Origin of the sequence: Nonomuraea purpurea (assembly GCF_042650645.1) — a bacterium.
Taxonomy (GTDB): domain Bacteria; phylum Actinomycetota; class Actinomycetes; order Streptosporangiales; family Streptosporangiaceae; genus Nonomuraea; species Nonomuraea purpurea.
The window spans coordinates 95049-118118 of the sequence record NZ_JBHSBI010000003.1; the positions used below are offsets into that span (position 1 = coordinate 95049).

General features: G+C 71.1%; 18 protein-coding genes and 1 pseudogene. 7 read left to right on the top strand and 12 right to left on the bottom strand.

What is annotated here, in order from left to right:
- Window position 1 precedes the first annotated feature (1 nt).
- Both ACFOY2_RS06905 and ACFOY2_RS06910 read right to left on the bottom strand, forming a co-directional pair.
- Complete coding sequence (locus tag ACFOY2_RS06905; protein WP_379527089.1) at window positions 2–622, bottom strand: glycine-rich domain-containing protein; 621 nt, start codon at window positions 620–622, stop codon at window positions 2–4.
- A 32-nt stretch (window positions 623–654) separates the two neighbouring features.
- A complete protein-coding gene (locus tag ACFOY2_RS06910) occupies window positions 655–1281 on the bottom strand; it encodes a hypothetical protein (protein WP_379527090.1) in 627 nt (208 codons plus the stop codon).
- A 283-nt stretch (window positions 1282–1564) separates the two neighbouring features.
- Here ACFOY2_RS06910 and ACFOY2_RS06915 point away from each other — a divergent pair, with 283 nt between their 5' ends.
- Window positions 1565–2146, top strand: coding sequence for a DUF6069 family protein (locus ACFOY2_RS06915; RefSeq protein WP_379527091.1), 582 nt, complete (start codon window positions 1565–1567; stop codon window positions 2144–2146).
- A 49-nt stretch (window positions 2147–2195) separates the two neighbouring features.
- Here the strand turns inward: ACFOY2_RS06915 and ACFOY2_RS06920 are convergent, their stop codons facing one another.
- The 9 genes and pseudogenes from ACFOY2_RS06920 to ACFOY2_RS06960 all read right to left on the bottom strand — a co-directional run bounded on the left by ACFOY2_RS06920 (window position 2196) and on the right by ACFOY2_RS06960 (window position 13555).
- Complete coding sequence (locus ACFOY2_RS06920; RefSeq protein WP_379527092.1) at window positions 2196–3473, bottom strand: hypothetical protein; 1278 nt, start codon at window positions 3471–3473, stop codon at window positions 2196–2198.
- An 81-nt stretch (window positions 3474–3554) separates the two neighbouring features.
- Window positions 3555–3677, bottom strand: a pseudogene (locus ACFOY2_RS06925) (endo-beta-N-acetylglucosaminidase); the annotation flags it as partial.
- Between the two features lie 21 nt (window positions 3678–3698).
- Window positions 3699–3896: a hypothetical protein gene (locus tag ACFOY2_RS06930; RefSeq protein ID WP_379527093.1), complete on the bottom strand. Its 198-nt coding sequence runs from the start codon at window positions 3894–3896 to the stop codon at window positions 3699–3701.
- A gap of 9 nt (window positions 3897–3905) precedes the next feature.
- Complete coding sequence (locus tag ACFOY2_RS06935; protein WP_379527094.1) at window positions 3906–6128, bottom strand: glycoside hydrolase family 3 protein; 2223 nt, start codon at window positions 6126–6128, stop codon at window positions 3906–3908.
- Window positions 6115–7416: a glycoside hydrolase 5 family protein gene (locus tag ACFOY2_RS06940; RefSeq protein WP_379527095.1), complete on the bottom strand. Its 1302-nt coding sequence runs from the start codon at window positions 7414–7416 to the stop codon at window positions 6115–6117. Before ACFOY2_RS06940 ends, ACFOY2_RS06935 begins: the two co-directional genes overlap by 14 nt.
- 1 nt (window position 7417) lies before the next feature.
- Window positions 7418–8254 (bottom strand): carbohydrate ABC transporter permease, encoded by an 837-nt coding sequence (locus tag ACFOY2_RS06945; protein WP_379527096.1) that lies wholly within the window; start codon window positions 8252–8254, stop codon window positions 7418–7420.
- Complete coding sequence (locus ACFOY2_RS06950; protein WP_379527097.1) at window positions 8254–9183, bottom strand: carbohydrate ABC transporter permease; 930 nt, start codon at window positions 9181–9183, stop codon at window positions 8254–8256. Before ACFOY2_RS06950 ends, ACFOY2_RS06945 begins: the two co-directional genes overlap by 1 nt.
- Window positions 9180–10469: an extracellular solute-binding protein gene (locus tag ACFOY2_RS06955; protein WP_379527098.1), complete on the bottom strand. Its 1290-nt coding sequence runs from the start codon at window positions 10467–10469 to the stop codon at window positions 9180–9182. Before ACFOY2_RS06955 ends, ACFOY2_RS06950 begins: the two co-directional genes overlap by 4 nt.
- Entirely contained in the window at window positions 10466–13555 is a 3090-nt protein-coding gene (locus tag ACFOY2_RS06960; RefSeq protein ID WP_379527099.1) for an alpha-mannosidase, read from the bottom strand. Before ACFOY2_RS06960 ends, ACFOY2_RS06955 begins: the two co-directional genes overlap by 4 nt.
- Window positions 13556–13734: 179 nt before the next feature.
- Here ACFOY2_RS06960 and ACFOY2_RS06965 point away from each other — a divergent pair, with 179 nt between their 5' ends.
- Complete coding sequence (locus tag ACFOY2_RS06965) at window positions 13735–14799, top strand: LacI family DNA-binding transcriptional regulator (protein WP_379527100.1); 1065 nt, start codon at window positions 13735–13737, stop codon at window positions 14797–14799.
- A 70-nt stretch (window positions 14800–14869) separates the two neighbouring features.
- The gene (locus tag ACFOY2_RS06970; RefSeq protein ID WP_379527101.1) at window positions 14870–16819 is read left to right on the top strand and encodes a beta-N-acetylhexosaminidase family protein; all 1950 of its coding nucleotides are present in this window, start codon (window positions 14870–14872) and stop codon (window positions 16817–16819) included.
- Between the two features lie 5 nt (window positions 16820–16824).
- Here the strand turns inward: ACFOY2_RS06970 and ACFOY2_RS06975 are convergent, their stop codons facing one another.
- Window positions 16825–18642, bottom strand: coding sequence for a glycoside hydrolase family 35 protein (locus ACFOY2_RS06975; protein WP_379527102.1), 1818 nt, complete (start codon window positions 18640–18642; stop codon window positions 16825–16827).
- 78 nt (window positions 18643–18720) lie between these two features.
- On the opposite strand from ACFOY2_RS06975, the gene ACFOY2_RS06980 reads away from it, so the two are divergent.
- The 4 genes from ACFOY2_RS06980 to ACFOY2_RS06995 all read left to right on the top strand — a co-directional run bounded on the left by ACFOY2_RS06980 (window position 18721) and on the right by ACFOY2_RS06995 (window position 23070).
- A complete protein-coding gene (locus tag ACFOY2_RS06980; RefSeq protein ID WP_379527103.1) occupies window positions 18721–19743 on the top strand; it encodes a LacI family DNA-binding transcriptional regulator in 1023 nt (340 codons plus the stop codon).
- 152 nt (window positions 19744–19895) lie between these two features.
- The gene (locus tag ACFOY2_RS06985; protein ID WP_379527104.1) at window positions 19896–21212 is read left to right on the top strand and encodes a carbohydrate ABC transporter substrate-binding protein; all 1317 of its coding nucleotides are present in this window, start codon (window positions 19896–19898) and stop codon (window positions 21210–21212) included.
- A gap of 38 nt (window positions 21213–21250) precedes the next feature.
- The gene (locus ACFOY2_RS06990; protein WP_379527105.1) at window positions 21251–22183 is read left to right on the top strand and encodes a carbohydrate ABC transporter permease; all 933 of its coding nucleotides are present in this window, start codon (window positions 21251–21253) and stop codon (window positions 22181–22183) included.
- Between the two features lie 11 nt (window positions 22184–22194).
- Window positions 22195–23070 (top strand): carbohydrate ABC transporter permease, encoded by an 876-nt coding sequence (locus ACFOY2_RS06995; protein ID WP_379527106.1) that lies wholly within the window; start codon window positions 22195–22197, stop codon window positions 23068–23070.

Sequence of the window (23070 nt, forward strand, 5' to 3'; positions counted from 1 at the left end):
GTCATCTGCTCGCACGGCCTTCGTCGGGCGCGGCCTGCGGGAAGGGCTCCTCGGGCAGCGGCTCGATCGGGCCCGGATCGAATTCGGGAGCGACGATCTTCTTGCAGTGGTGCTGGCTGGACTTGCACGACTCCGGGAAGGCGTAGATCCGCTTGGGGGAGGCGTCGGGTTCCGCCGAGTAGCCTCCGACGACCTTGTCCAGGGTGAGCTGCGGCCTGCCGGCCAGCCCGACGCCGAACGCCTCCTCCCACAGGTCCTGCGTGAAGGCGAACAGGTCGAGGTTCTCCTGCCACTCCTGCTCGTCTTCGAGCCCGAAGTACGGATAGTGGTGCAGGAAGCGGCCGAAGACCATGTCGCAGTCGGCGGCGTATTTGCGGGTGTCCAGAATGTGCTGGTGCCAGTACTCGTCGAGGGTCTTGTTGACCGACAGCGCCGTGGCCGGGCGGAGAATGTTGAGCGCCAGGAAACGGCGGTAGTCGAGCTCCGCCTGGGCGATCACCTCGTCGGTCCAGAACTCCGGGTCGTCGTGCCGCAGCTTGGCGTTGATGGGAGTGAGATCGATCTGGGCGACCGCGGCGAGGGCGGCGGTGGCCTCGTCCCTGATCGTGGCTGTTTTCGACATCGTTGTCCCCTCTCGATGGATGTCGCCTCGGGTCAGGCGCGCTCTTCGCTGATCTGGGTCGGGAAGCGGTCGCCGGTCGGGGTTCGGTCCATGGTGTTCGGGTCGACGTCGAACGTGCTCTGCGTGAACCGCAGGACGACCTTCCCGTCCTGGGCGGTGTAGCGGTAGAGGCCGTCGGAGGCCACCGGCTTGCGCGTGCCGCCGTAGTCGAAGAAGTCGGCGTATCCGACCTGTGTGTCCTGGATGACGAGCTCGTCGCCCTCCATCCGCATCCGGACGAGGAAAAAGGTGCCGGAGAACGGGTCCGACGCCGTGTTGGTCGAGCTGATGAAGCGCGCGAACCCCACGAGCCTGCCCGAGCTGGCCCGTTCGGTCATCTCGTAGCGGTAGACCCGGACGGCGTCCAGGACGCCCGCGTTCTCCTGGTGCCTGCCTTCGTCGTCGAGCCCGTAACGGCGGCCCAGGCTGACCGTGGTCAGGTCGAAGCGGAATCCGTCCGCCGTGTGGACCAGGCCGCTGAAGAACGTCTGGTCGATGTAGGTGCTTTCCGTCCGGCCCTGGTTGGTGTAGGTCGTGATCGGCTCGGCGACGACCGTCCTGCCGATGACGTTGCGCTCCAGGAAGTCGATGACACGCGACCGCTCTGATGTCTTCACCACGAGTCCCCCGTTGCTGGCCGGCCGTCTGAATCGCGGATTCCACCTGGCCCCTGCCAGCATCGTAAGTGACGTCTTCGCAGGTCAGCGGCATTGCCGCGCGGTGGTGCGGTGGCGTCGTCCGCCCCGAGGGCGGTGACTCAGGGTGATCGTTCGGGAGCGGCCCCCCTTGACGGCGCGTGTAAGGTTCTCGAAGTGCCTGACCAGCATCGCGACAAGGGTGATTCGTATGTCATATGGCCCCCACGATCACTATGATCGCCGCCCGGGATCGGCCCGTCCGAGGGTGAATCCGGCGCGGGTGTGGGGCGGCGGGGTGGCAGCCGCCGCGGTGTCCGCGCTGATCGTGGTGGTCGGAGTCATGATCACCAGGAGGCTGCTCGGCATCCGCGTGCTGACCCCCGACGGGACACCCGTCTTCGGCAACGCGGCGACCACGCAGTACGCCATCTCGGCCGCCGTCGTCGCGCTCGTCGCCACGCTGCTGCTCTACGTGCTCATGTTGTCGACGCCGGAGCCGACCAAGTTCTTCAGTTGGATCGCCGGGCTCTGCACCGTGATGATCACAATCCTGCCGTTCATGAACTCGGCCGAGCTCATCCCGCAGATCGCCACCGCCGTCATCAATCTGATCATCGGCGTCGCGATCCTCTCGCTGCTGACCTCGATCGGACGCGGGGCCCTCGAAGAGGTGCCGGACGCCTACCCGTACGAGCAGCCGCGCGAGTACGAGGCGCGGGGCTACGAACAGCCCCGCTACGAACAGCCCAGGTACGAGCAGCCTCGGTATGAGCAGCCCAGGTACGAGCAGCCCCGGCATGAGCGGCCCCGCCAGTACGAGCGCCGCGACCACAACCCGTACGACTGAGCCCACCGCAAGCGGGGGCGCCGCGCCCCTCGGCGCTCCCGCGAGGCGTTCAGCGCAGTACGGTCGTGGCCTTGTTGCCGGCGTAGTTCTCCAGGACGGCGATCACCTTGCCGGTGCCGGACATGGTCACTGTCAGCGCGGCGCGGGTGGTGCGGCCGCGGACGATGTACGGCTTGGCGCCCGACCCGTACGTCGTCGCGAACGACTTGGCCTGTCCGTCCTCCAGGATCGTCAGGGTGTGCCAGTCGGGAAGAAGCGGCCGGGAGAAGGTGAAGGTGTTGCCGTCGACCGTCACCGCCGAGGCCGGGTAGGGGCTGATCTCGGTGTCGGCGAACCTCCCGCGCACGGCGGTGGTCGTGCCCGTTCCCGACCGCAGGGTGAGCAGGTAGCCGTCGCCGTTGACGGGCACGCCGGTCAGCGTCGTGCCCGTGCTCGTCCCGGGGAGTTCGACCTCCTTGGTGTACGGGCGGGCGGTGTCGCGGCTCTGGACCTTCAGCGTGACGGGCCCGCCGCCCGCCGGGGGCGTCCAGGTGGCCGCGAGTGTGCCGTCCGGCTTCGCCGACGCCTTCACCTGCCCCGGCGCCGTGGCCAGGTCGAAGGAGGCGGTCGCCGCCGGGCTCTGCGAGCCGTCGTGGCCGACGGCCACAAGCTTGATCGTTCCGGACGTGGCCGTGAAGCGCTTGACGTAGTAGACGTCGTCGTAGATCCCGCCGAGGTAGCTGTCGTCCAGGTAGACGTCGTAGCGGCGTACCTGGTCGTAGCCGGCGCGCTGCCACGACAGGAACAGCTCGCCGGTCCCGGGGAGCAGTTCGGAGACGCGCAGGCCCTGCGGCGCGGCAGGGGTGCGGTTCTCGCCGTCGCGCAGGGCCAGGGCGCCCAGATTGACCTGGTATCCGGGGATGGCCTTGGCGCCGGCGGCGACGACCAGGCCGAGCGCGGCGACGCGCTGACCGGCGTACGCCGACAGGTCGGCCGTCCTTGTCGTCCAGCCCGTGGTGCGCCGTCCTGAGCCGGCGAGCGGCACCTGGATCACCCTCGTTGGGTCGGAGGCCAGGACGAGGGCGAGCCGGAGTTCTGAGTCGTCGTTCGCCGAGGGCTTGGTGTAGGTCAGGTCGAGGGTCGAACGCTTGGTGATCTTCAGGTCGGTCTTGTAGAGGCGCACGGTGTTGTCGCTGTCGAGGGTGCCGCTGAGAACGAGCGAGCTGCCGCCGTCGTAGCCGCCGATCTTCTGGTAGGAGAACCGGCTCGCCGGCGTGTAGGCGGGCCCGTAGTCGAAGTCGGCGCCGAGCGGCGTGCCCGCCGCGTCGATCCACCACTGCCAGGTCACCGGGATGTCCTGGAGGTTGATGTTGCCCCACTCCTTCGGGTTGGACAGCCGGCCCTTGGTCCAGGCAGCCAGGCCGTGGCCGGTGTTGAAGGAAGTGGCGAACGTGGTGCCGTCGATGACCGAACGTTCCGCGATGGAGGAGGAGATTCCCTTCCAGGTGCCCTCCGGCGTGGTCGTGCCGCGTGAGGAGCCGGTCCACCAGCGGCGTTCCCGGTCGAAGACGTCTCACTGGGCGGCGTCGTCGGTCTTGTTCGCGTAGTCGGAGGAGACGAAGTCGGCGCCGAGGGTGGCGATGGCGTTCATCGGCGCGCCGCCCGCGTCGAGGTTGTCATCGAGGTTGTACGGCTGGTTGAACTGGTCCTTGCCGGCCTCCACCCCGGCGAAGACGCTCTTGCGGGAGTCCAGGAGATGTGCTCGGGCCATCACAACTTCTCACTGTGGGTATCGGGAGTGGTCGAATGGACGGATGGTCTCGTGCAGGTCCTCGACGTACAGGTCGGTGACGGCCCGGCCGGTCGCGCCGTCGGCGAAGCAGCGTGCGGTCGGCAGGGTCCAGACGACGGTGGTGCGGGCGTCCGCCGGGACGCTCACCCTGCGGAAGGCGAGCAGTTCGCGGACGCGCGGCAGCACGACGCCCCCGGTACGGCGTCCGAACAACGGCACGATGACCTCGGCGTCGGCGCCGGAGGGGTTGACGACCTCGACGCTCACCTGGACCGTGGCCGCCTCCGCCGTCGCGGTCAGCCGCTCGAAGCGGACGGGCCGGTAGCGCAGGCCGGCGCCGAAGGGAAACAGCACCGGCTCCTGGGCGTCCTGGTAGACGCCGCCGGCCGGGTGCCGGTCGTTGTGGCGGACCGGCACGGCCCCCGGATGGCGTGGTGCGGTGAACGGCAGGCGGCCGACCGGCTCGTGGTCGCCGAGCAGCGTCTCGACGATCGCGTGACCGCCGTGCGGGCCGGGGTAGCCGGCCCACAGCAGGGCGTCGGTGTGGGCGAGTACTCCGGTCAGCACGTGCGGGCGGCCGGCGATGACGACGGCCGCCACGGGGCAGCGGGCCCGCGCGCGGACGGCGGCGACCAGGTCGTCCTGGCCGCCGGGGAGGGACAGGTCGGCCAGGTCGACGCCCTCCCCTGCGGTCGCGACGGCCGCCGCGCCGCCGATCGCCCCGTTGGCGGCGAAGTCCTCGGCGTAGGTGCGGTGGCTCGTCCCGCCGAGCGCCAGGATCACCACGTCGGCGCCGCTCAGCTCGGCCGCCGTGGGCACTCCGTCGACGCACGTCACCTCGGTGTCGGGCAGCGCCTGCCGCAGGGCGCGTTCCAGTCCGGCGGCGGAGTTCTCTGGCAGGGGCGGCACGTAGTCGCCCAGCAGGGCGGTGACGTCGCGGGCGTTGGGGCCGGCGAGGACCACCTTGTTCAGCGTCCGCCGGTCGAGCGGCAGCAGCCCGCCGTCGTTGCCGAGCAGGACCAGCGCCTGCCGGGCCAGCCGGCGCGAGAGGCCGTCGGCGCCAACCAGCGTGACCCTTCCACGCACGCCCGCATCCGTGGCCGGGGTGGGCGGGTGGTTGGGGAGGAGGCCGAGGTGTTGTTTGAGGGTGAGGATCCGGCGGCAGGCGGCGTCGACCAGGTCGGCCACCCGGGGGTTGTCGGCGGCGGCCCGCTCCAGCAGGCCGAAGGACTCGTCCCAGAGCGACAGGAGGTCGCCGGCCTCGATCGCGGCCACGGCGGCGCCTGTCGCGTCGCCGGTCATCGCGGTGAGCCGGTCCACGGCCAGGCCGTCGGCCATGACGATGCCGTCGAAGCCGCATTCGGCCCGCAGGAAGCCGGTCAGCAGGTCGCGGTTGGCGCAGCACGGCACCCCGTCGATGTCGTTGTAGGCCGCCATGAAGCCCAGCGCCCCGGCCTCCACCGCCGCCCGGACCGCCGGTAGGTGCAGTTCGCGCAGGTCGCGGGGGCCGATGACGGCGGACTGGCCGTTGCGTCCGCCGACGGCCTCGCCCTGCGCGGCCAGGTGTTTGAGCACGATCGCGACCCCGTCGCCGCCCACCGCGCCACGGTCTGCGCCCTGCATGCCGATCACCAGCGCCCTGGTGAGCTCGGCCGCGAGCAGCGGGTCTTCGCCGAAGCACTCCTCTGCCCGGCCCCAGCGCGGGTCCCGCAGCAGGTCGAGCGCGGACACCAGGGCCAGGTGCACCCCGCCGGCGGCGAGTTCGGCGGCGACGGCGGCCGCGGCCTCGGCCAGCAGCCCGGGGTCCCATCCTGCGGCCACCGCGAGGTTGACGGGCAGCAGCGTCCCGCCGAGCGCCTGGTGCCCGTGCGGGGCCTCTTCCGACAGCAGCACGCCGATGCGGTGCCGGCCGGCCCGCTCCACCTCGTCCTGGACGAGGGCGGCGACCTCGGCGCGTTCCTCCGGTCTGATCCCGCCGGCCCATGAGCGGCCGGACCAGGCGTCGGCGCGGAAGAGGCCGTACAGGGCGCCGAGCCCGCCCCATCGGTCGAGCTCGGCGCGGGCGAGGCCGGTGAGCCGGAAGCCGCCGCGGGGAGCCCGTTCGACGGCCTGCCAGCCGAACAGGCGCTGGTTGAGCTGGCCGACCTTCTCGCGTAATGACAGCTCGGCCAGGAGCCGCTCCACGACGTGGGGGTGCTCAGTGTTCGGCATGCGCGGCCATCCGCTCCAGCACCTCCGCGTCGGCGACCGAGCTGTAGAAGGTGCGGCCGGTCGGTTCTGCGTGGACGAGCCGTTCGACGCCGCGGGCGCGTAGCGCCTGCGGGTCGGCCGCGGTCGCTGAGGTGACCAGGGTGGGGCGGGCTCCGGCGCGGGCGCGGCTCATCCAGGTCTCGAAGACGCCCCCGCCCGGTGAGAGCTCGGCCCGGGAGACGGGGACGTCGGCCGCGTCGACGGGGACGACGACGGCTTCGCTCCGTGGGGCGGGGCGCGGCCGGTGCCGCAGCTGCGCGGCCAGTTCGGCGAAGCGCTCGCCGATCGGCTTGACCGCGCCGTCGGCGCCGATCAGGCCGAGGCTGTGTTCCAGGTCGGGGAAGTCGGACAGGTCGCGTGTCACGTCGTGTGAGCACCACCATGTGACGCCCCACAGGGCGTCGCTGTCGGCCGCCGCCCGTACGGTCCCCTCGCAGAAGCCGGGCGCCTGCTCCTCGGTGAGGTGGTTGAGCGGCGCGCCGACCTCCTGCAGCCACACCGGCCGGGCGGGGTCGAGGGCGAAGGCGCGCGACAGCTCGATGAGGTAGGCGGCGTGGCTGAGGCTTTCGTGCGACATCGCACCGTAGCCCTGCGCCGTGCCGTTGAAGATCCACGAGTGGATCACGCTCATCTGGCCGTGCCTGGCCGAGTGCGCGGGGGTGAAGGGGTGGCCGTCGGCGTACCAGACGGCGTCGTATTCGGCGTTGAGCCGGAAGTGGCGCCGCTCGCGCGGCCCCTGGCCGTGCAGGGCCTGGAGCCAGGCCGTCACCTGCTGTGCCGTGGCCGCCATCGGGGCCGGGTGGAGGGCGGAGGTGAACTGGTTGACCTCGTTGCCCAGGGTCAGGCCGAGGAAGTTGGGCAGGTCGTGCAGGTGCCCGTCGAGCGCCTCGACGAGCGCGGCCTGCGCGGCGACCGCGTCGGGGTCGGTGAACATGCTGCGCCGGTGCCAGTCCGTCAGCCAGCTCGGCACGAAGTCGAAGCCCGACAGGTGGCCCTGCAGGACGTCCACACCGGCCTCGAGGCCGGCCTCGCCGGCGATCTCCACGACGTGCCGCACGTCGTCGAGGGCGCGGCGGCGGATCAGCGTGCGGTTCGGCTGCAGGAGCGGCCAGAGCGGCAGGACGCGGACGTGGTCCAGTCCGAGCCCGGCCAGGGCCTTCATGTCGCGCCGGGTGGCCGCCCAGTCAGGATCCAGCCAGGAGTAGAACCATTCGCGGGAAGGTGTGTAGTTGACCCCGAATCTCAGCATTTCACCCTTTCAAGCCTCCCGCTTCGAGCCCGCGGAAGAAGTAGCGCTGCAAGATGGCGAAGAACGTGACGATGGGAACCAGGGCGATGATCGTGCCGGCGGCGATGAGGCGCGGATCGTCGTAGAAGGTGCCGTGCAGGCGGTTGAGCCCGATGGTGAGGGTGTAGTTGTCCTCGTCGGACAGCACGATGAGGGGCCACAGGAAGTCGTTCCACGAGCCGACGAACGCGAAGATCGCCACGACGGTGATGACGCCCTTGACCTGGGGGACGGAGACGCGGATGAACCGCTGCCAGGCGTTGGCGCCGTCGACGATGGCCGCCTCCTCGAACTCGGCGGGCAGGTTGCGGAAGGCGTTGCGCATGAGCAGGACGTTCAGCGCGGCCACGATCGTCGGCAGCACCACGCCCAGCAGGGTGTTGGCCAGACCGGCCGCCCTGACCAGCAAGAACTGGGAGATCAGCACGGTCTCCGCCGGCACGAGCAGGGCCGCGACGCAGATCCCCGCCGCCACCCCCCTGCCGCGGAAGCGCAGCTTGCCCAGCGCGTAGCCGGCGCAGGTGGCGCCCACCACGTTGCCGCAGACCGCCATGGCGGCCACGAGCAGGGAGTTGAGCAGGTAGCCGGGCACCGGGATCCGGTCGAGCACCGTCGCGAAGTTGTCCAGCGTGGGATGGCCGGGGATCAGTTCGGGCGGCCGGGTGTAGAGCGGGTCGCCGGCGCCCTTGAGCGACAGCGAGACCTGCCACAGCAGGGGGCCCGCCAGCAGCACCGCCATCAGCACGAGAATCAGGTAGCGCACGACGAGGCCGGGCGAGAGCTTCGGGCGGCGGGCCATCAGGTGGTCCTCTGCTTGCGTTGCAGGACGAGCTGCGCGATCAGCAGCCCGCCGAGGATGACGAACATGACCAGGCTGATCGCGCCCGCGTAGCCGGTGCGTGCCTGCAGGCCGGTGCCCTCGCGCTGGATGAGCATGGTCATCGTGAGATCGCCGCCGCCCACGCCGCCGGTGCCGTCCGTGAGCACGTAGATCTCGCCGAACACGCGGAAGGCCGCCACCGAGGACAGCACGCCGATGAGCCCCATCGTCGAGCGCACTCCGGGGACGGTGACGTTGAGGAAGGTGCGCACCGGGCCGGCGCCGTCCATCGCCGCCGCGTCGTACAGGGCCGGATCGATGTTCGCCAGCGCGGCCAGGTAGATGACCATGTAGTAGCCCAGGCCCATCCACACGGTGACGAACATGGCGCTGAACAGCAGCAGCCAGCGGTCGGTGAGGAAGGGAACGGGCGCGGTGACCGCCTTCAACGTGCCGAGCAGCTCGTTGACCAGGCCGCGCTGGTCGAGCATGTTCGTCCAGATGAGCCCGACGATGACCGGCGACATGATCACCGGCAGGTACATGGTGGTGCGGAAGAACCCCATCAGCCGTCCGGCGCCGCTCAGCAGCGAGGCGAGCACGAGCGGCAGCGCGACCATGAGCGGCACCACGCACACCGTGTAGAGGGTGGAGTTCAGCAGCGCGGTGCCGAAGCGCTCGTCGGCGAACATCCGGCGGAAGTTCTCCCAGCCGATGAACTCGCCGCTCCTGAGCAGGGTGGAGTCGGTGAACGCCAGCCGCAGCGTGTTCAGGAACGGCAGCAGCACCAGGAGCACGATGACGGCCAGCCCGGGCAGCAGGAACAGCCACGGGGTCAGCCGCCAGCGGTGGGTGGCCGGGGCCGCCTCCTCGGGCGAGGCGGCCCGGTGCGGGGCGGAGAGCGTCATCCGTGCGCGGCCAGCCGCTCGTCGGAGTACCTGACCGACTCGTCCAGCGCCTGCTGGACGGTCTTCTTGCCCAGCAGTGCCTGGGCGATCTGCTCGCGCAGCGTCTCGGCGTCGGCCGAGCCGGAGAACGCCGGCGGCCACCACACGACCGCCTTCTTGACCTGGGCGGCGCTTTCCAGGCGCACCTTCGTGGCGGGGTCGCCGTCGTCCTTGGTGAAGTACTCCTCCTCCATCGACCCGGCCGAGGAGGGGAACACCGAGGCCTTCTGGGCGAAGGCGAGCTGGTTGGCGGGGTTGGTCACGTACTTGGCGAAGGCCGTGGCCAGCGGCTGGTTCTCGCCGGCGGCGTTCACGACGAGCGACTCGATGTACATGTTGGGGGCGGCCGTGCTGATCCTCGGCCCGATGCCCAGCGACTTGTAGACCTCTGGCGCGGTGTCCTTCAGGTCGTTCAGGGTGTAGGAGCTGCCCGACAGGTAGGCCAGCCGGCCGGCCTTGAACTCCTCCACCTCCTTGGTCTGCAGGTTGTTCAGCGCCTGCGGGGTCAGGCCCTTGCTCGCGTACAGCTTCTTGAAGCGCTCGACGAACTCCGCGCCCTTGGCGTCGTTGTAGATGAACTTCTTGCCCGTGGCGTCCATGAGCGGCACGCCGTACTCGCCGAACATCTCGATGACCGGCATCCGGGCGATCATCGACACCTCCGAGCAGTTCTTGGCCATGGTCTCGGCCTGGCTGAACAGGTCGTCGTAGGTGGCGGGCAGCTTGTCGGGGTCGAGCCCGCACTTGTCGAACAGCGCCTTGTTGAAGAACGAGGGGCCGGTGTTGAGGTACCACGGGTAGCCGTAGGTTCCGCCGCCGAGGCCGCCGAACGTCATGGCCTGCCACGCCTTGTCCAGGTACAGGGCTTTGGCCTGGGGGTCGGCCTTGGCGACGTCGAGCAGGACCCCCGCCTGGGCCAGGGTGTAGGCGGCCTCGGGTCCCATGTCCACGACGTCGGGCAGCGCCCCAGCCGCCGCGTCGGCCGACAGCTTGTCCTGGTAGCCCTCGGCGGGCTGGTCCACCCAGGTGATCTTCGTACCGGGGTTCTGCTTCTCGAAGGCCGCGATCAGCTCGGTGAAGTAGGGCGTGAACTTCTCGTTCTTCAGGTTCCAGGTCTGGAACTTGATCGATCCCGACAGTGCCCCGCCCGAGGCCGGCGGCGTGGTGTCGGCACCGCACCCGGACAACAGCAACGAGCCCAGGGCCAGCCCCGCCATCAGGGCCCGGCCTTTGCCGACAGTGGTCATCGGATGTCCTCCTTGATGCGTTGTGCGTGGCAGATCCGCAGGGTCGCCACCTGGAAGGGGCCGAGCTCCAGAAGGGCTCCGCTCGCCGGACCGCGCCCGCCGGCCAGGGCCGGGGGCAGGTCCTCCTCGCCGCCGAGCTCCCGTTCGAGCAGGTCGGTCTCCCACAGGACGGCGTCCGCGCCGAGTTCCGCGTGGCAGCGCAGCCGGGCGCCGGCCCGTCCGCCCTGCGTCTCGTACACCCGGACGACGAGGTCGCCCGAGCCGTCGTCGGCCGGTTTCACCCAGTCGATGAGCGCGTGCCCGGTCAGGGCCTCCAGGCGCACCAGCGGCGCCACCTGCGGGAGGCCGGCGAGGTCGGGCGTGTTGAAGGCGTAGGCGGCCTCGACCGTGGCGGGCAGGTCCGCGCCGGGCAGCACCGCCCAGCGGAAGGTGTGCGTGCCCAGGTCGGCCTGGGGGTCGGGGAAGCGCGCGGCGCGCAGCAGCGACAGCCGGACGACGGTGGAGTCGCCGTCGGCACGGGCGTCGGCCCCGTACATGGCGTCGTTGACGACGGCAAGGCCGAAGCCGCCGTCGGCCACGTGCACGTAGCGGTGCATCGCGGCTTCGAACATGGCCTCCTCGGCGGCGGTGTTGGCCAGCAGCGGCCGTTCGACGTACCCGTACTGGGTCTCGAACCGCGCGGAGCGCGCCATGATCCGCACCGGGAGGGCGACCTTGAGCAGGCGTTCGCGTTCGCGCCAGTCCACGGCGCACTCGGTCTCGAACCGGCCGGTGCCGGCCCGCAGCCACATCGTCAGCGTGATCGTCGAGGCGCCGACCCGCCGGACCACCTCGATGCCGGCGTCGGGCCCGCCGTGGAGCACCCTGCGGCTGCTGACGTCGTCGATCACCCGGGGGTGGCGCAGCACGTGCCGGTCCACGTCCCAGGCGTCCCAGCGCACCGGTTCGTCGCGGAAGATCTGCAGCTCGTTGAGTCGCCTGCCGGGCGGGACCGTCTCCCGGCCGGTGCGCAGGTCGACGAGCGAGGTGACGTGGCCGTCGGCGCCGATGACGACGCGGAGCAGGCCGTCGTCCAGGACGGTGCCGCCGTCCCCTTCGCCGGTGACCGCCGCCGTGGCCGAGGCCGGCCGCTTGCCCGTGAACGGCGGGAGCGTGTCGGCGTCGGGTCCGGCCAGCCCGCCCAGGGCCGCGCCGGCCTGCTTGATCAGGTCGCGCAGGCGTTCCTCGACGGCCTGGTAGGTGTCGCGGGCCTCGCGGTGCACCCAGGCGATCGAGGTTCCCGGGAGGATGTCGTGGAACTGGTGCAGCAGCACGGTGCGCCAGATCTCGTCGAGCTCCTGACGCGGGTAGGGCGCGCCGCGCAGCGTGCTCGCCGCCGCGCCGAGGTATTCCGCCGCCCGCAGCAGCGACTCGCAGTGCCGGTTGTGGCGCTTCATGGCCGCCTGCGAGGTCAGGGTGCCCCGGTGCAGCTCCAGGTAGAGCTCGCCGCGGTGGACCGGCTGCAGCGCGCCGGCCTGCCGCAGTTCGGCCTCGGCGTCGGTGAAGAACTCCGCCGGCGACCTGGAGGTGACGCGGGGGGCGCCTTCCAGGTCGGCGAAGCGGCGCAGCCGTTCTGCCATCTCCCTGGTGGGGCCGCCGCCTCCGTCGCCGTAGCCGTAGGGCAGCAGCGAATGGGAGGCGATGGCCTTGTCCTTGAAGGTCGCCACGGCGTGGCGGAGCTCGCGGGCGCTCACCTCGGCGGCGTACGTCTGCGCGGGCGGGAAGTGCGTGAAGATCCGCGTGCCGTCGATGCCCTCCCACCAGAAGGAGTGGTGCGGGAAGACCGTGGTGTCGTTCCAGGAGATCTTCTGCGTCAGGAACCAGCGGGACCCGGCCCTGCGCGCCAGTTGCGGCAGGGCTCCGGAGTAGCCGAAGGAGTCGGGCAGCCACATCTCGCGCGGTTCGCGGCCGAACCGGTCGATGAAGTACCTCTTGCCGTAGGTGAGCTGGCGCACCATCGATTCGCCGGTGGGGATGACGCCGTCCGCCTCCACCCACATCCCGCCGACCGGGACGAACCTGCCCTGCTCGACGTGGCGGCGCACCCGGGCGAACAACTCGGGATAGTGCTCTTCCAGCCAGCTGAAGTGCTGCGCCGACGACATCGTGTACACCAGCGCCGGGTCGGCGTCGAGCAGGGCCAGGGCGTTGGAGACCGTGCGGGCGAGCTTGCGCACCGTCTCGCGCAGCGGCCACAACCACGCCGTGTCCATGTGCGCGTGCCCGACGGCGGTGATCCGGTGGGCGCTGGCGTGCGCGGGCGCGGCCAGGAGGGGAGCCAGGACCGTGCGCGCGCGACGGGCGCCGGCCTCCGCGTCCGCCTCGTCGTAGGCGTCCAGGGCCTCCTCGATCGCGCGCAGCAGCCGCCAGTGGCGCGGCTCGTCGGCGCTCAGCTCGGCGGCCAGTTCGCCGGCGACGTCCAGGTCGCAGCACAGGGCGTGGATCTGCGGTGAGAACGCGGCGACCTCCGCGCGGCGCAGCCTGAACTGCTCGAACGGCTCCCGCGCCCCCTTCTCGCCGTGCTCGGTGACGACGAACGGCGGCAGCCCGAGCAGCAGGGGGTTCGCCGCCGCCTCGACGTGGAGCAGGAAGGCGCCGTCGGCGTCGAGCAGGCCCGGCACCGCTCCTTCGCCCCGTAACCGGATGCCGGACTGGCGGGGGTGCAGGCCCTTGACGATCGTGCCGTCGGGGGTGAAGACCAGTCCCTCGCAGTGACCGCCCACGGAGTGGTCGAACCAGCCCAGGTCGAGCACGAGGTCGACGGGGCCTGCCTGGCCGGGGGCGAGCGTGCCCCGGATCCGGAACCAGGTCGTGGACCAGGCCTCCCCCCAGGCGGCGCCCAGCGGGAACGGGCGGTAGCCGGGTGCGGTGCGGCCGGGGTCGCGGGCGAGCCCGAGGGCGTGCCGGGCGCTGACCGGCTCGCCGTCGTCGGCGACCGTCCATGCCTCGATCTCCACGCCGCTCAGCCGGGTGTGCGTCCGGGGCAGGATCCGTTCGCGCTTCACACGGGCGAACCGCTCAAGGGTGCGGCCGAGGTGGTTGTGCATCCCGTACCTCTCCGTAGTGGAGGCGTGACAATATGCCTGATACGTTTTAGTTGCTTTATGATCCTCAAGTGACCGCAGACTAATACGTTTGAGTTGTCCTGGTCACCCGGGAGGCTCATCTCGTTTGCATCACGACGCCCGGCCGTGCCGCCCGGGTCGCCGACATCGATGGAGGAGCGATGCCGCCGAACGACGAGGTTCCGCCCCAGGAACCCGCCTCTCCCGAGCCCGCGCCGGCCCGGCTGCGCAGCACCGACATCGCCCGGCTCGCGGGCGTCTCCGTCTCGGCGGTGTCGCTGGCGTTCAACGCCCGCCCCGGCATCAGCGACGCGACGCGCAAGCGCATCCTCGACGTCGCCGCCGAGCTCAACTGGCGGCCGCACCGGGCCGCGCGCGCCCTCAAAGGGGCCAGCAACGACGTGGTCGGCATCGCCATCGCCCGTCCTGCCCGCACGCTGGGCGTCGAGCCGTTCTTCGGGCATGTCCTGTCGGGCCTGCAGTCCCGCCTGTCCAACGAGGGCATCGCCACCCAGCTCCTCATCGTCGAGGACACCGAGGCGGAGATCGCGGTCTACCGCCGCTGGGCCGCCGAGAACCGGGTCGACGGGCTCGTGCTCTTCGACCTCGCGGTCGACGACGTCCGGCCGCGGCTCATCGCCGACCTGCGCATTCCGGCCGTGGTCCTGGGCGGCCACGGCGCACCCCTGCCGCTGACCAGCGTCTGGGCCGACGACCACGCGGCGATGACCCGCGTCCTCGACTACCTGGCCGCGCTCGGCCACCGCTCCATCGGCCACGTCAGCGGCATCCCCTCCTACCAGCACACGCGCCGCCGCCTCCAGGCCGTCGCCGACGCGCGCGGGGCGCTCGACATCCTCAGCGTGGCGACCGACTACTCCGACACCCAGGGCGCCTCCGCCACGCGCCAGCTGCTGCAGGCCCGCCCCCGGTGCACGGCGATCATCTACGACAGCGACGTCATGGCGGCGGCGGGGCTGGGCGTGGCCACCGAGATGGCCGTGCGCGTCCCCGATGACGTCTCCATCGTCTCCTTCGACGACTCCGTCCTGACCCATCTGCCCCATCCCCCGATCACCGCGCTGACCCGCGACACCTACGCCCTCGGCACCCTCACCGCGACCGAACTGCTCCACGTGATGGCCGAGCGCCCCGAGCCCAGGGCGGTGCAGGCGCCCACCCCCGAACTCGCACCGCGCGGGAGCACCGCACCGCCCCGCGCCTGATCGCCCACCTTCCGTCGCTTCGACCTCCATGCCTTGATCACCTTGCCGGTACGGACCACTGGAGAGTTTCGTGACAAGACGCAAGATCGCCCCTGCCCTGACGCTGGCCGCGCCCCTGCTGCTCCTGCCCGTCCCCGCGGCCCACGCCGCGCCCGTTCCCGCCGCCTCCTTACCCTCGGTGTCGCCGGCCCCGCAGTCGCTGACCGGCGTCGGCGCCGACGCCGAGGTCACCGGCCGGGTGCTCGTGATCGCCGACGCCCAGACCGACACCGCCGCCCGCGACCGCCTCGTCAGGGAGCTCAAGGCGCACGGCGCCGACCGGGTCGACACCGTCGCGCCCGGCACCGCGACCGCGCCCGGCCTGCTCACGGTCCGGCTCGGCCCCGCGACCCGGCCGGACGTCACGCGGGCGCTCGGCGACACGGTCGTGCCCGACAAGGCCGAGGGGTACGCGGTGCGGGTCTCGGGCGGCGATCCCCGGCAGATCGCGCTCGGCGGCAGGGACGCCGCGGGCCAGTTCTACGCCGTGCAGACGCTGCGCCAGTTGTTCGTCCGGTCAGGCAAGGCGTGGAAGGTGGCCGGGGTCCAGGTCAGCGACTTCCCTTCGATGCCGCTGCGCGGCACCATCGAGGGCTTCTACGGCGCGCCGTGGACGCACGCGGAACGCCTCGACCAGATGGACTTCCACGGCGACGTCAAGGCCAACACCTACGTCTACGCCCCCAAGGACGACCCGTACCACCGCGACAGGTGGCGCGAGCCCTACCCGGCCGACAAGCTCGCCGAGCTGGGCGAACTGGTGGCACGGGCCACCGCCAACCACGTGCGTTTCACCTTCGCGCTCTCGCCCGGCACCTCGATCTGCTATGCGGACCCCGCCGACCGCGCCGCCCTCAAGGGCAAGCTCCAGGCGCTCTACGACCTGGGCGCCAGGGCGTTCTCCATCCCGCTGGACGACATCAGCTACACCCGCTGGAACTGCGCGGCCGACGAGGCCGCCTACGGCCAGGCCGGGCGCACCGCCGCGGCCAAGGCCCAGGTCGATCTGCTCAACGACGTGCAACGCACCTTCATCGCCGGCCGCGAAGGCGCCCGGCCGCTGCAGATGGTCCCCACCGAGTACGGCGACCTCACCGACACCACCTACAAGCAGACCATGCGGGCCTGGCTCGACCCCGCGATCGAGGTGATGTGGACCGGCATCGAAACCGTGCCTCCCGAGATCACCAACGCGCAGGCGGAGCAGGCGGCGGAATTGTTCGGGCGCAAGGTCTTCGTCTGGGACAACTACCCGGTCAACGACTACGGCAACACCAGCGGCCGGCTGCTGCTGGCCCCCTACGACAAGCGTGAGGGCGGCCTGGCCGCGTACCTGTCCGGCATCGTGGCCAACCCGATGAACCAGCCGTACGCGAGCAAGGTCGCGGTCTTCGGCGCCGCGGACTTCACCTGGAACGACCGGGCCTACGACGCGCGCAAGAGCTGGCCGAGGGCGATGGCCTATCTGGCCGGCGGCGACAAGGCGGCCACCGAGGCGCTGCTGGTGTTCGGCGACCTGGAGCACCTGGCCCCGACCTTCGGCGGCACCCCCTGGCAGCCCCAGGCGCCCGAGCTGGCCGCGCGGGTGGCCGCGTTCTGGCAGGCGTGGGACGGCGGGCGGCGCACGGAGGCGATCGCCGCGCTGCGCCCGTACGCCAAGGCCATCGCCGCCGCCCCGGCCGTCATCCGGAGCGGATCGGTGCAGCGGGGCTTCGCCGAGGACGCGGCGTCCTGGCTGGACGCCACGGCGCTGTGGGGCAGGGCGATGACGGCCACCCTCGACGCCCTCCAGGCCCGGCAGGCCGGGGACGAGGCCAGGGCTACCACGTTGCTCGCCGAGTCGCGCGACCTGCAGAGGCAGGCCCGCGCCATCCGGGTCAGCCCGCCGCGCAACCGCTGGGGCGCGGCCCAGCCGCAGGTCGGCGACGGGGTGCTCGACGTCTTCCTGACCAGGGCGGCGCAGGCCCGCGTCGCCGGGTGAGCGGGTCAGCCGAACTCCTCGACGTACTCCTCCGCAGGTCCGAGCTCGGGGCGGTCCCGCAGCTCAAGGACGCCGCCGAGCCGCTGCAGTTCGAGGACCGTCACGGTGTTCTCGCCCGCGTGTAGCAGCGGCGCCGGGCAGTACAGCGTGATCTGCGGCCCGATCTCCCAGTGGCGGCCGAGCAGGAACCCGTTCACCCACACCAGGCCACGGCCCGATCCTGGCAGGGCGAGGAAGGTGTCCGCGGGCGCGTCCACGTGGAGCGAGGCGACGGCGAACCCGGCACCCGCGGACGCCGGCCCGGCGGCGACCGCGCGGGCCAGCTCCGTGGCGGACCACTCCTGCAGCGCCACCGGCGTGCTGTCCCAGCCCTGCACGATGCGCCGGTCGACGAGGACGGGCCCGAGCAGGCCCTTGTGCCGGCCGATCGCGGGCCCGTAGTTCACCCGGCCGAGGCTCTCGACCAGGACCTCCAGGCGGACGACGGCGCCGCTTCCGCGTATCGGGAGGTGCGGGTGGTCCTGGTCGGCGACGCCGAGCAGGTCGCCGTCGCAGAAGACCAGGGCCCGGTCCCGGACGTCGGTGAAGGCGAGCCGGTGCTCCCCCGCCGGGATGCGCGGGTGCGCGGTGTGCAGGACCATGCCCGCCTCCAGCCCGAGCCGCTCGAACGAGGCCGGGCGCGGGCCCGTCGCGGTGGGGGCCGGCACGGCGCGCAGGCCGGTGAGCAGATCGGCGCGGTGGACCAGCGGGAGACGCGCGGGCGGCAGCGTCGGCGTCCGCTCGGGCATCCGCACGGGCCCGCGCGCGCCGAGCGCCTCCCGCACGGCGAAGAACTTGGCGGTGAGCGTGCCGTCCTCGGCGACGGGCGCGTCGGAGTCGTAGCTGGTCACGGTGGGCTGCAACCGGCCCTCGTGTTCGTTGGCGCCCGCCCAGAGTCCGAAGTTGGTGCCGCCGTGCGCCATGTAGATGCTCACGCTGCCGCCGTCGGCGACGATCCCGGCCAGGGTGTGGACGACGCTGTCCGCGGCGCGGACGTGGTGCCGCTCCCCCCAGTGGTCGAACCAGCCGTTCCAGAACTCGGCGACGACGAACGGCTCGTCGGGCCGCCTGGATGCCAGGAGCTTCCTGGCGGCGTCCGGTTGGGAGCCCAGGGTGACGGCCGTCAGGGTCCCCGGCAGGGCGCCGCCGTCCAGCATCAGCTCGGTGGGACCGTCGGCGGTGAACAGCAGTTCGCCGATGCCGCGCGCGGTCAGCGCCTCGCGGTTCCAGCGCAGGTAGGCCTGGTCGTCGCCGAAGCTGCCGAACTCGTTCTCCACCTGCACCGCCACGACCGGTCCCCCCTCGGCGGCCTGGAGCGCGGCGATGCGCGGGACCAGGTCGTCGAACCAGCGGCCGACCTCGGAGGTGAAGGCGGGCTCTGAGCTGCGGATCGCGACGTCGCGGCCGGTGAGCCAGCTCGGCAGGCCGCCGTTGGACCATTCCGCGCAGATGTAGGGTCCTGGCCGGACGATGACGTCGAGGCCCTCCTCCCCCGCCGTGCGGATGAACCGCTCGACGTCCCGCCAGCCGTCGAAGCGCGGCGCCGCGTCCTGGCGGGGCTGGTGGAAGTTCCACGCGACGTAGGTGTCGACCGTGTTGAGCCCGAGGTCGGCGAGCCGGCGGATCCGGTCCCGCCAGAGGTCGGGGTGGACGCGGAAGTAGTGCAGCGCCCCGGACAGGATGCGATGGGGGACGCCGTGCCGGTACAGGCGGCGCCCCCGCCAAGTGAGCGTGGTCGTGGTCGTCGGGGCCGGAGAGGTGTCCGGCGCGGGCAGCTCGATCACTGTGGCAGCCTATGTTATCGATGCCATCCATAACAGAGGCGGTATGATCCAGCGATCGACAGGCAAGAGGGGAACGCGATGACCAAAGCCACCGAGCGGCCCACCAGGCAGCCGAGCATGGCTGACGTGGCCAGGGCCGCCGGGGTGTCGGCGCAGACCGTCTCGCGCGCGCTGCGCGATGCGCCGAACGTCAACCCGGAGACCAGGAGGCGCGTGCTGGCCGCGGTGGAGCGGCTCGGCTACCGCTTCAACAACGCCGCCAGGGTGCTGTCCTCCGGGCGCAGCCACACCATCGGGCTCGTGCTGCTGCAGTCGGGCGGCTACTACTCGCGCTCGGCGGTGACCGCCGGCGTCGAGGCGGCCGCGGGCGAGGCCGGGTACGCGGTGAGCATCGCGACCATCGCCGGGCTCGACACGGCTCTGATGGAGCGTTCCCTGTCCAAGCTCGCCGACCAGGGCGTGGACGGCATGGTCATCGCCGTGCCGCTCATCTCCGTGACACAGAAGATGGAGGACATCACCCGCGACATCCCCACGGTCACGCTCGACGGCTCCCGCACCGCCAGCGCCCGGGTGCTCGGGATCGACCAGAAGGAGGCCGGCAGGCTCGCCACACGGCATCTGCTCGACCTCGGGCACCGCCAGGTGTGGCACGTCTCGGGGCCGGACGAGTGGATCGAGGCCCGCCAGCGCCGGCAGGGCTGGCAGGAGTGCCTGGCCGCCGCCGGCATCCAGGCGCCGCCCCCGCTGGAGGGCGACTGGTCGCCCGACTCGGGATACCGCCAGGGCCAGGTCCTGGCGATGATCCCCGACGTGACCGCCGTCTTCGCCGCCAGCGACGAGATGGCCTTCGGGGTGATCCGCGCGCTGCGCGAGCGCGGCCGGTCGGTGCCCGGCGAGGTGTCCATCGTGAGCGTGGACGACATCGCCCTGGCGGCCTACTGCCACCCGCCGCTGACCACCGTGCGGCAGGACTTCTACCGCTCGGGCGCGGCGGCCGTGGCCCTGCTGCTGGGCGGGGCCGACGCCGGCGACCCGGACTCTCTCGTCGCCGCGTCGCTGTCGGTGCGCGAGTCGACCGCGCCGCCGCGCCCGAGCTGAGACATCCCGGGGGCAAAGTGCCTCTTGCGCCGCGATGTTATCGATGCCACTGTAACAACATCCAGATCCCAGGCCGGCGACGCGGCCGGACCCTGACTCGCTCCTCCGCCCTGCCCAGGTGGGCAGTCGTCCACGGGAAGGACCCCAGAACCATGAGGAGATCCCTCGTCCTCGTGAGCGTCGTGGTGCTCGGACTGCTCACCGGCTGCTCGGCCGGCGGGGACGGCTCGGCCTCCGGCAAGACGACCCTGAACGTCGCCGCCCTCGAAGGCGGCTACGGCCGGGACATGTACGCCGAGGTCATCCGGGCCTACGAGGCCGCGCACCCCGACGTCGAGGTGCGGTTGCAGATCTCGAAGAGCATCGAGGACGAGATCACCCCGAACATGAAGGCCGGGCGCTACCCGGACGTCGTGGTGCTCGGCCAGGGCCGCAAGGCCGCGCTCACCGAGACGCTCATCAAGGACAAGGCCCTGGAGGACCTCACGCCGGTGCTGAAGGCGAAGGTCCCCGGCGAGGACGGGACCGTGGGCGACAAGCTCGTCGCGGGCATCGTCGGAAACCTCAACACCAACCCCTACGGCACCGGCCAGACCTACACGCTGCCGATGTACTACGCCCCCACCGGGCTCTTCTACAACAAGGCGCTGTTCGCCGAGAAGGGCTGGAAGGTCCCGGCGACCTGGGAGGAGATGTTCGCGCTCGGCGAGACGGCCAAGAAGGAGAAGATCTCGCTGTTCACCTACCCGACCGCCGGGTACCTCGACTCGTTCTTCTTCGCCCTGCTCGCCGACGTGGGCGGGGAGCAGTTCTACACCGACGTCATGACCTACAAGCAGAGCGTGTGGCAGACGCCGCAGGCCCGGCAGGTGCTCGACATCACCACCCGGCTGCTGCGTTACGCCGCGCCGACCACGGTCGGGTACGCCAACGAGCAGGACTTCACCAAGAACCAGCAGTCGGTCCTGGACAACAAGGCGATGTTCATGCCGAACGGGACCTGGGTCGTCGGCGAGATGGCCGACGCCCCGCGCGCCGACGGCTTCCAGTGGGCTCTGACGCCGCTGCCGGCGGTCACCGAGGGCGGCAAACGCTACATCACGACGTCGGTCGAGTCGGTCTGGATCCCCGCCGCCGCCCGTAACAAGGACGCGGCCAAGGAGTTCGTCGCCTACCTGTACTCCGACGCGGCAGCGGGGATCTTCGCCAAGGCGAACGCGATCCAGCCGATCAAGGGCATCGTGAGCGGCCTGTCCGGGGAGAACGCCGAGTTCTACAAGGTCTACGAGGACACGTCGGTCTCCGCGCTCGTCGGCGCTTTCGCCGGCACGCCGCCCGTCGAGGGCGTCGACATCAAGGGCACGCTCTTCGACACCGCCAACAGCATCATCAGCGGCGACAAGACCCAGGCGCAGTGGCAGGCCGCGCTGAACGAGGCCAGCGAGAAGCTCCGCCAAGCAGGCAGTTGACCTCCGCTCCCTTCCAGAACCACGCGAGGACCGGCACGGTGACGACCAGTTCCACCCCTCTTCCAGGCTCGGCGGACCGGGCGCCGCGGCGGCGCGGCAACGGCGTCTTCGTGCTCGCCTGCCTGCTGCCCGCGCTCGTGCTGTTCGCGGTGTTCATGGTCGTCCCGACCCTGAACGTGTTCCGGATGTCCTTCTACACCTGGAGTGGTTTCTCCCCGGACATGCGTTTCGTCGGGCTCGACAACTTCGCCCGGCTCCTCGACGACGCGCAGTTCGTCCGGGCCTTCCAGAACACGGTCGCGCTGCTGGTCGTGGTGACGGTCGTGACGATGGGCCTGGGCCTGTTCCTGGCCGCGATCATGACCCGGCAGCGGCTGCGCGGGCGGGTCATGTACCGGTTCATCCTCTACGTCCCGAGCGTGCTGTCCGTGGTCGTGATCGCGGCAATCTTCTCCGCGATCTTCGACCAGGAGAACGGCCTGCTCAACGGCACGTTACGGCTGCTGTCGCTCGACACCCTGCAGCGGGTCTGGCTCGGCGATCAGGACCTCGTGCTCTGGTCCGTCGCGATCGCGATGGTCTGGCAGTCGCTCGGCTACTACATGGTCCTGTACATGTCCGGCATGGCCGGCATCCCGGAGGAGCTCTACGAGGCCTCCGCGCTCGACGGGGCGTCCGCCGTCCGGCAGTTCTTCGCGATCACGCTGCCGCTCATCTGGCAGAACCTCCGCACGACGCTGACGTTCTTCGTCATGAGCGCGGTCAACCTCAGCTTCGTCCTGGTCCGCGCGATGACCGGCGGCGGGCCTGACGGCTCCTCGGAGGTCCTGCTGAGTTACATGTACCGGCAGGCGTACACGAACTCGTCCTACGGCTACGGCATGGCCATCGGCGTCGTCATCTTCGCGTTCTCCTTCCTCGTGTCGCTCCTGGTGAGCCGGGCCACGCGGCGCGAGCCCCTCCAGTACTGAGGACAACCACCATGACCACCATCAACCCCCGCGCACGCGCCGGCCGGGCGCTGACCTACGTGCTCGTCACCGCGATCGCCCTGGCCATCGCGGTGCCGGTCGGCTGGGTGCTGCTCGCCTCGCTCAAGGAGAAGGGCGAGTTCTACGGCAGCCCATGGACGCTGCCCGAGGGCCTGCGCCTGCGGAACTACGTCGAGGCCTTCGTCGACGCCCGCATGGGCCAGTACTTCTTCACCTCGGTGCTCGTCACGGTGCTCGGGCTGGTGTTCGTCGTGGCGGTCTCCGTGCCGGCGGCCTACGTCATCGCCAGGTACGACTTCCGCGGCCGCCGCGTCGTGGAGGCCGCGCTGCTGGCCGGGCTGTTCGTCAACGTCAACTACATCGTCGTTCCGATCTTCCTCATGCTCGTCGGCTGGGACCGCGCGCTCGTGGACGTGCTCCCGGGCGGCCTGTTCATCGACAACCCCGCGGTCCTGTCGCTGGTGTACGCGGCCACGTCGATCCCGTTCACCATCTACCTGCTCACCGCGTCCTTCCGGTCGATACCCGCCGACTACGAGGAGGCCGCGGCGCTGGACGGGGCCTCCCGCTTCCAGGTCATGGTCAGGGTGATGCTGCCGATGGCGCGGCCGGCGCTCACGACGGTGGTGCTGTTCAACTTCCTGGCCTACTGGAACGACTTCATCATCGCCCTCACGCTGATGCCGGGCGACGGCAAGACGCTGCAGGTGGGCCTGCTCAACCTGATGACGGCGCAGAAGGCGGCGGCCGACTACGGGCGTCTGTACGCCGGCATGGTCATCGTCATCGTCCCCGTCCTCGTCTTCTACGCGCTGATCCAGCGCCGGCTCATCGCGGGCATGGCGTCCGGCGGCGTGAAGGGCTGA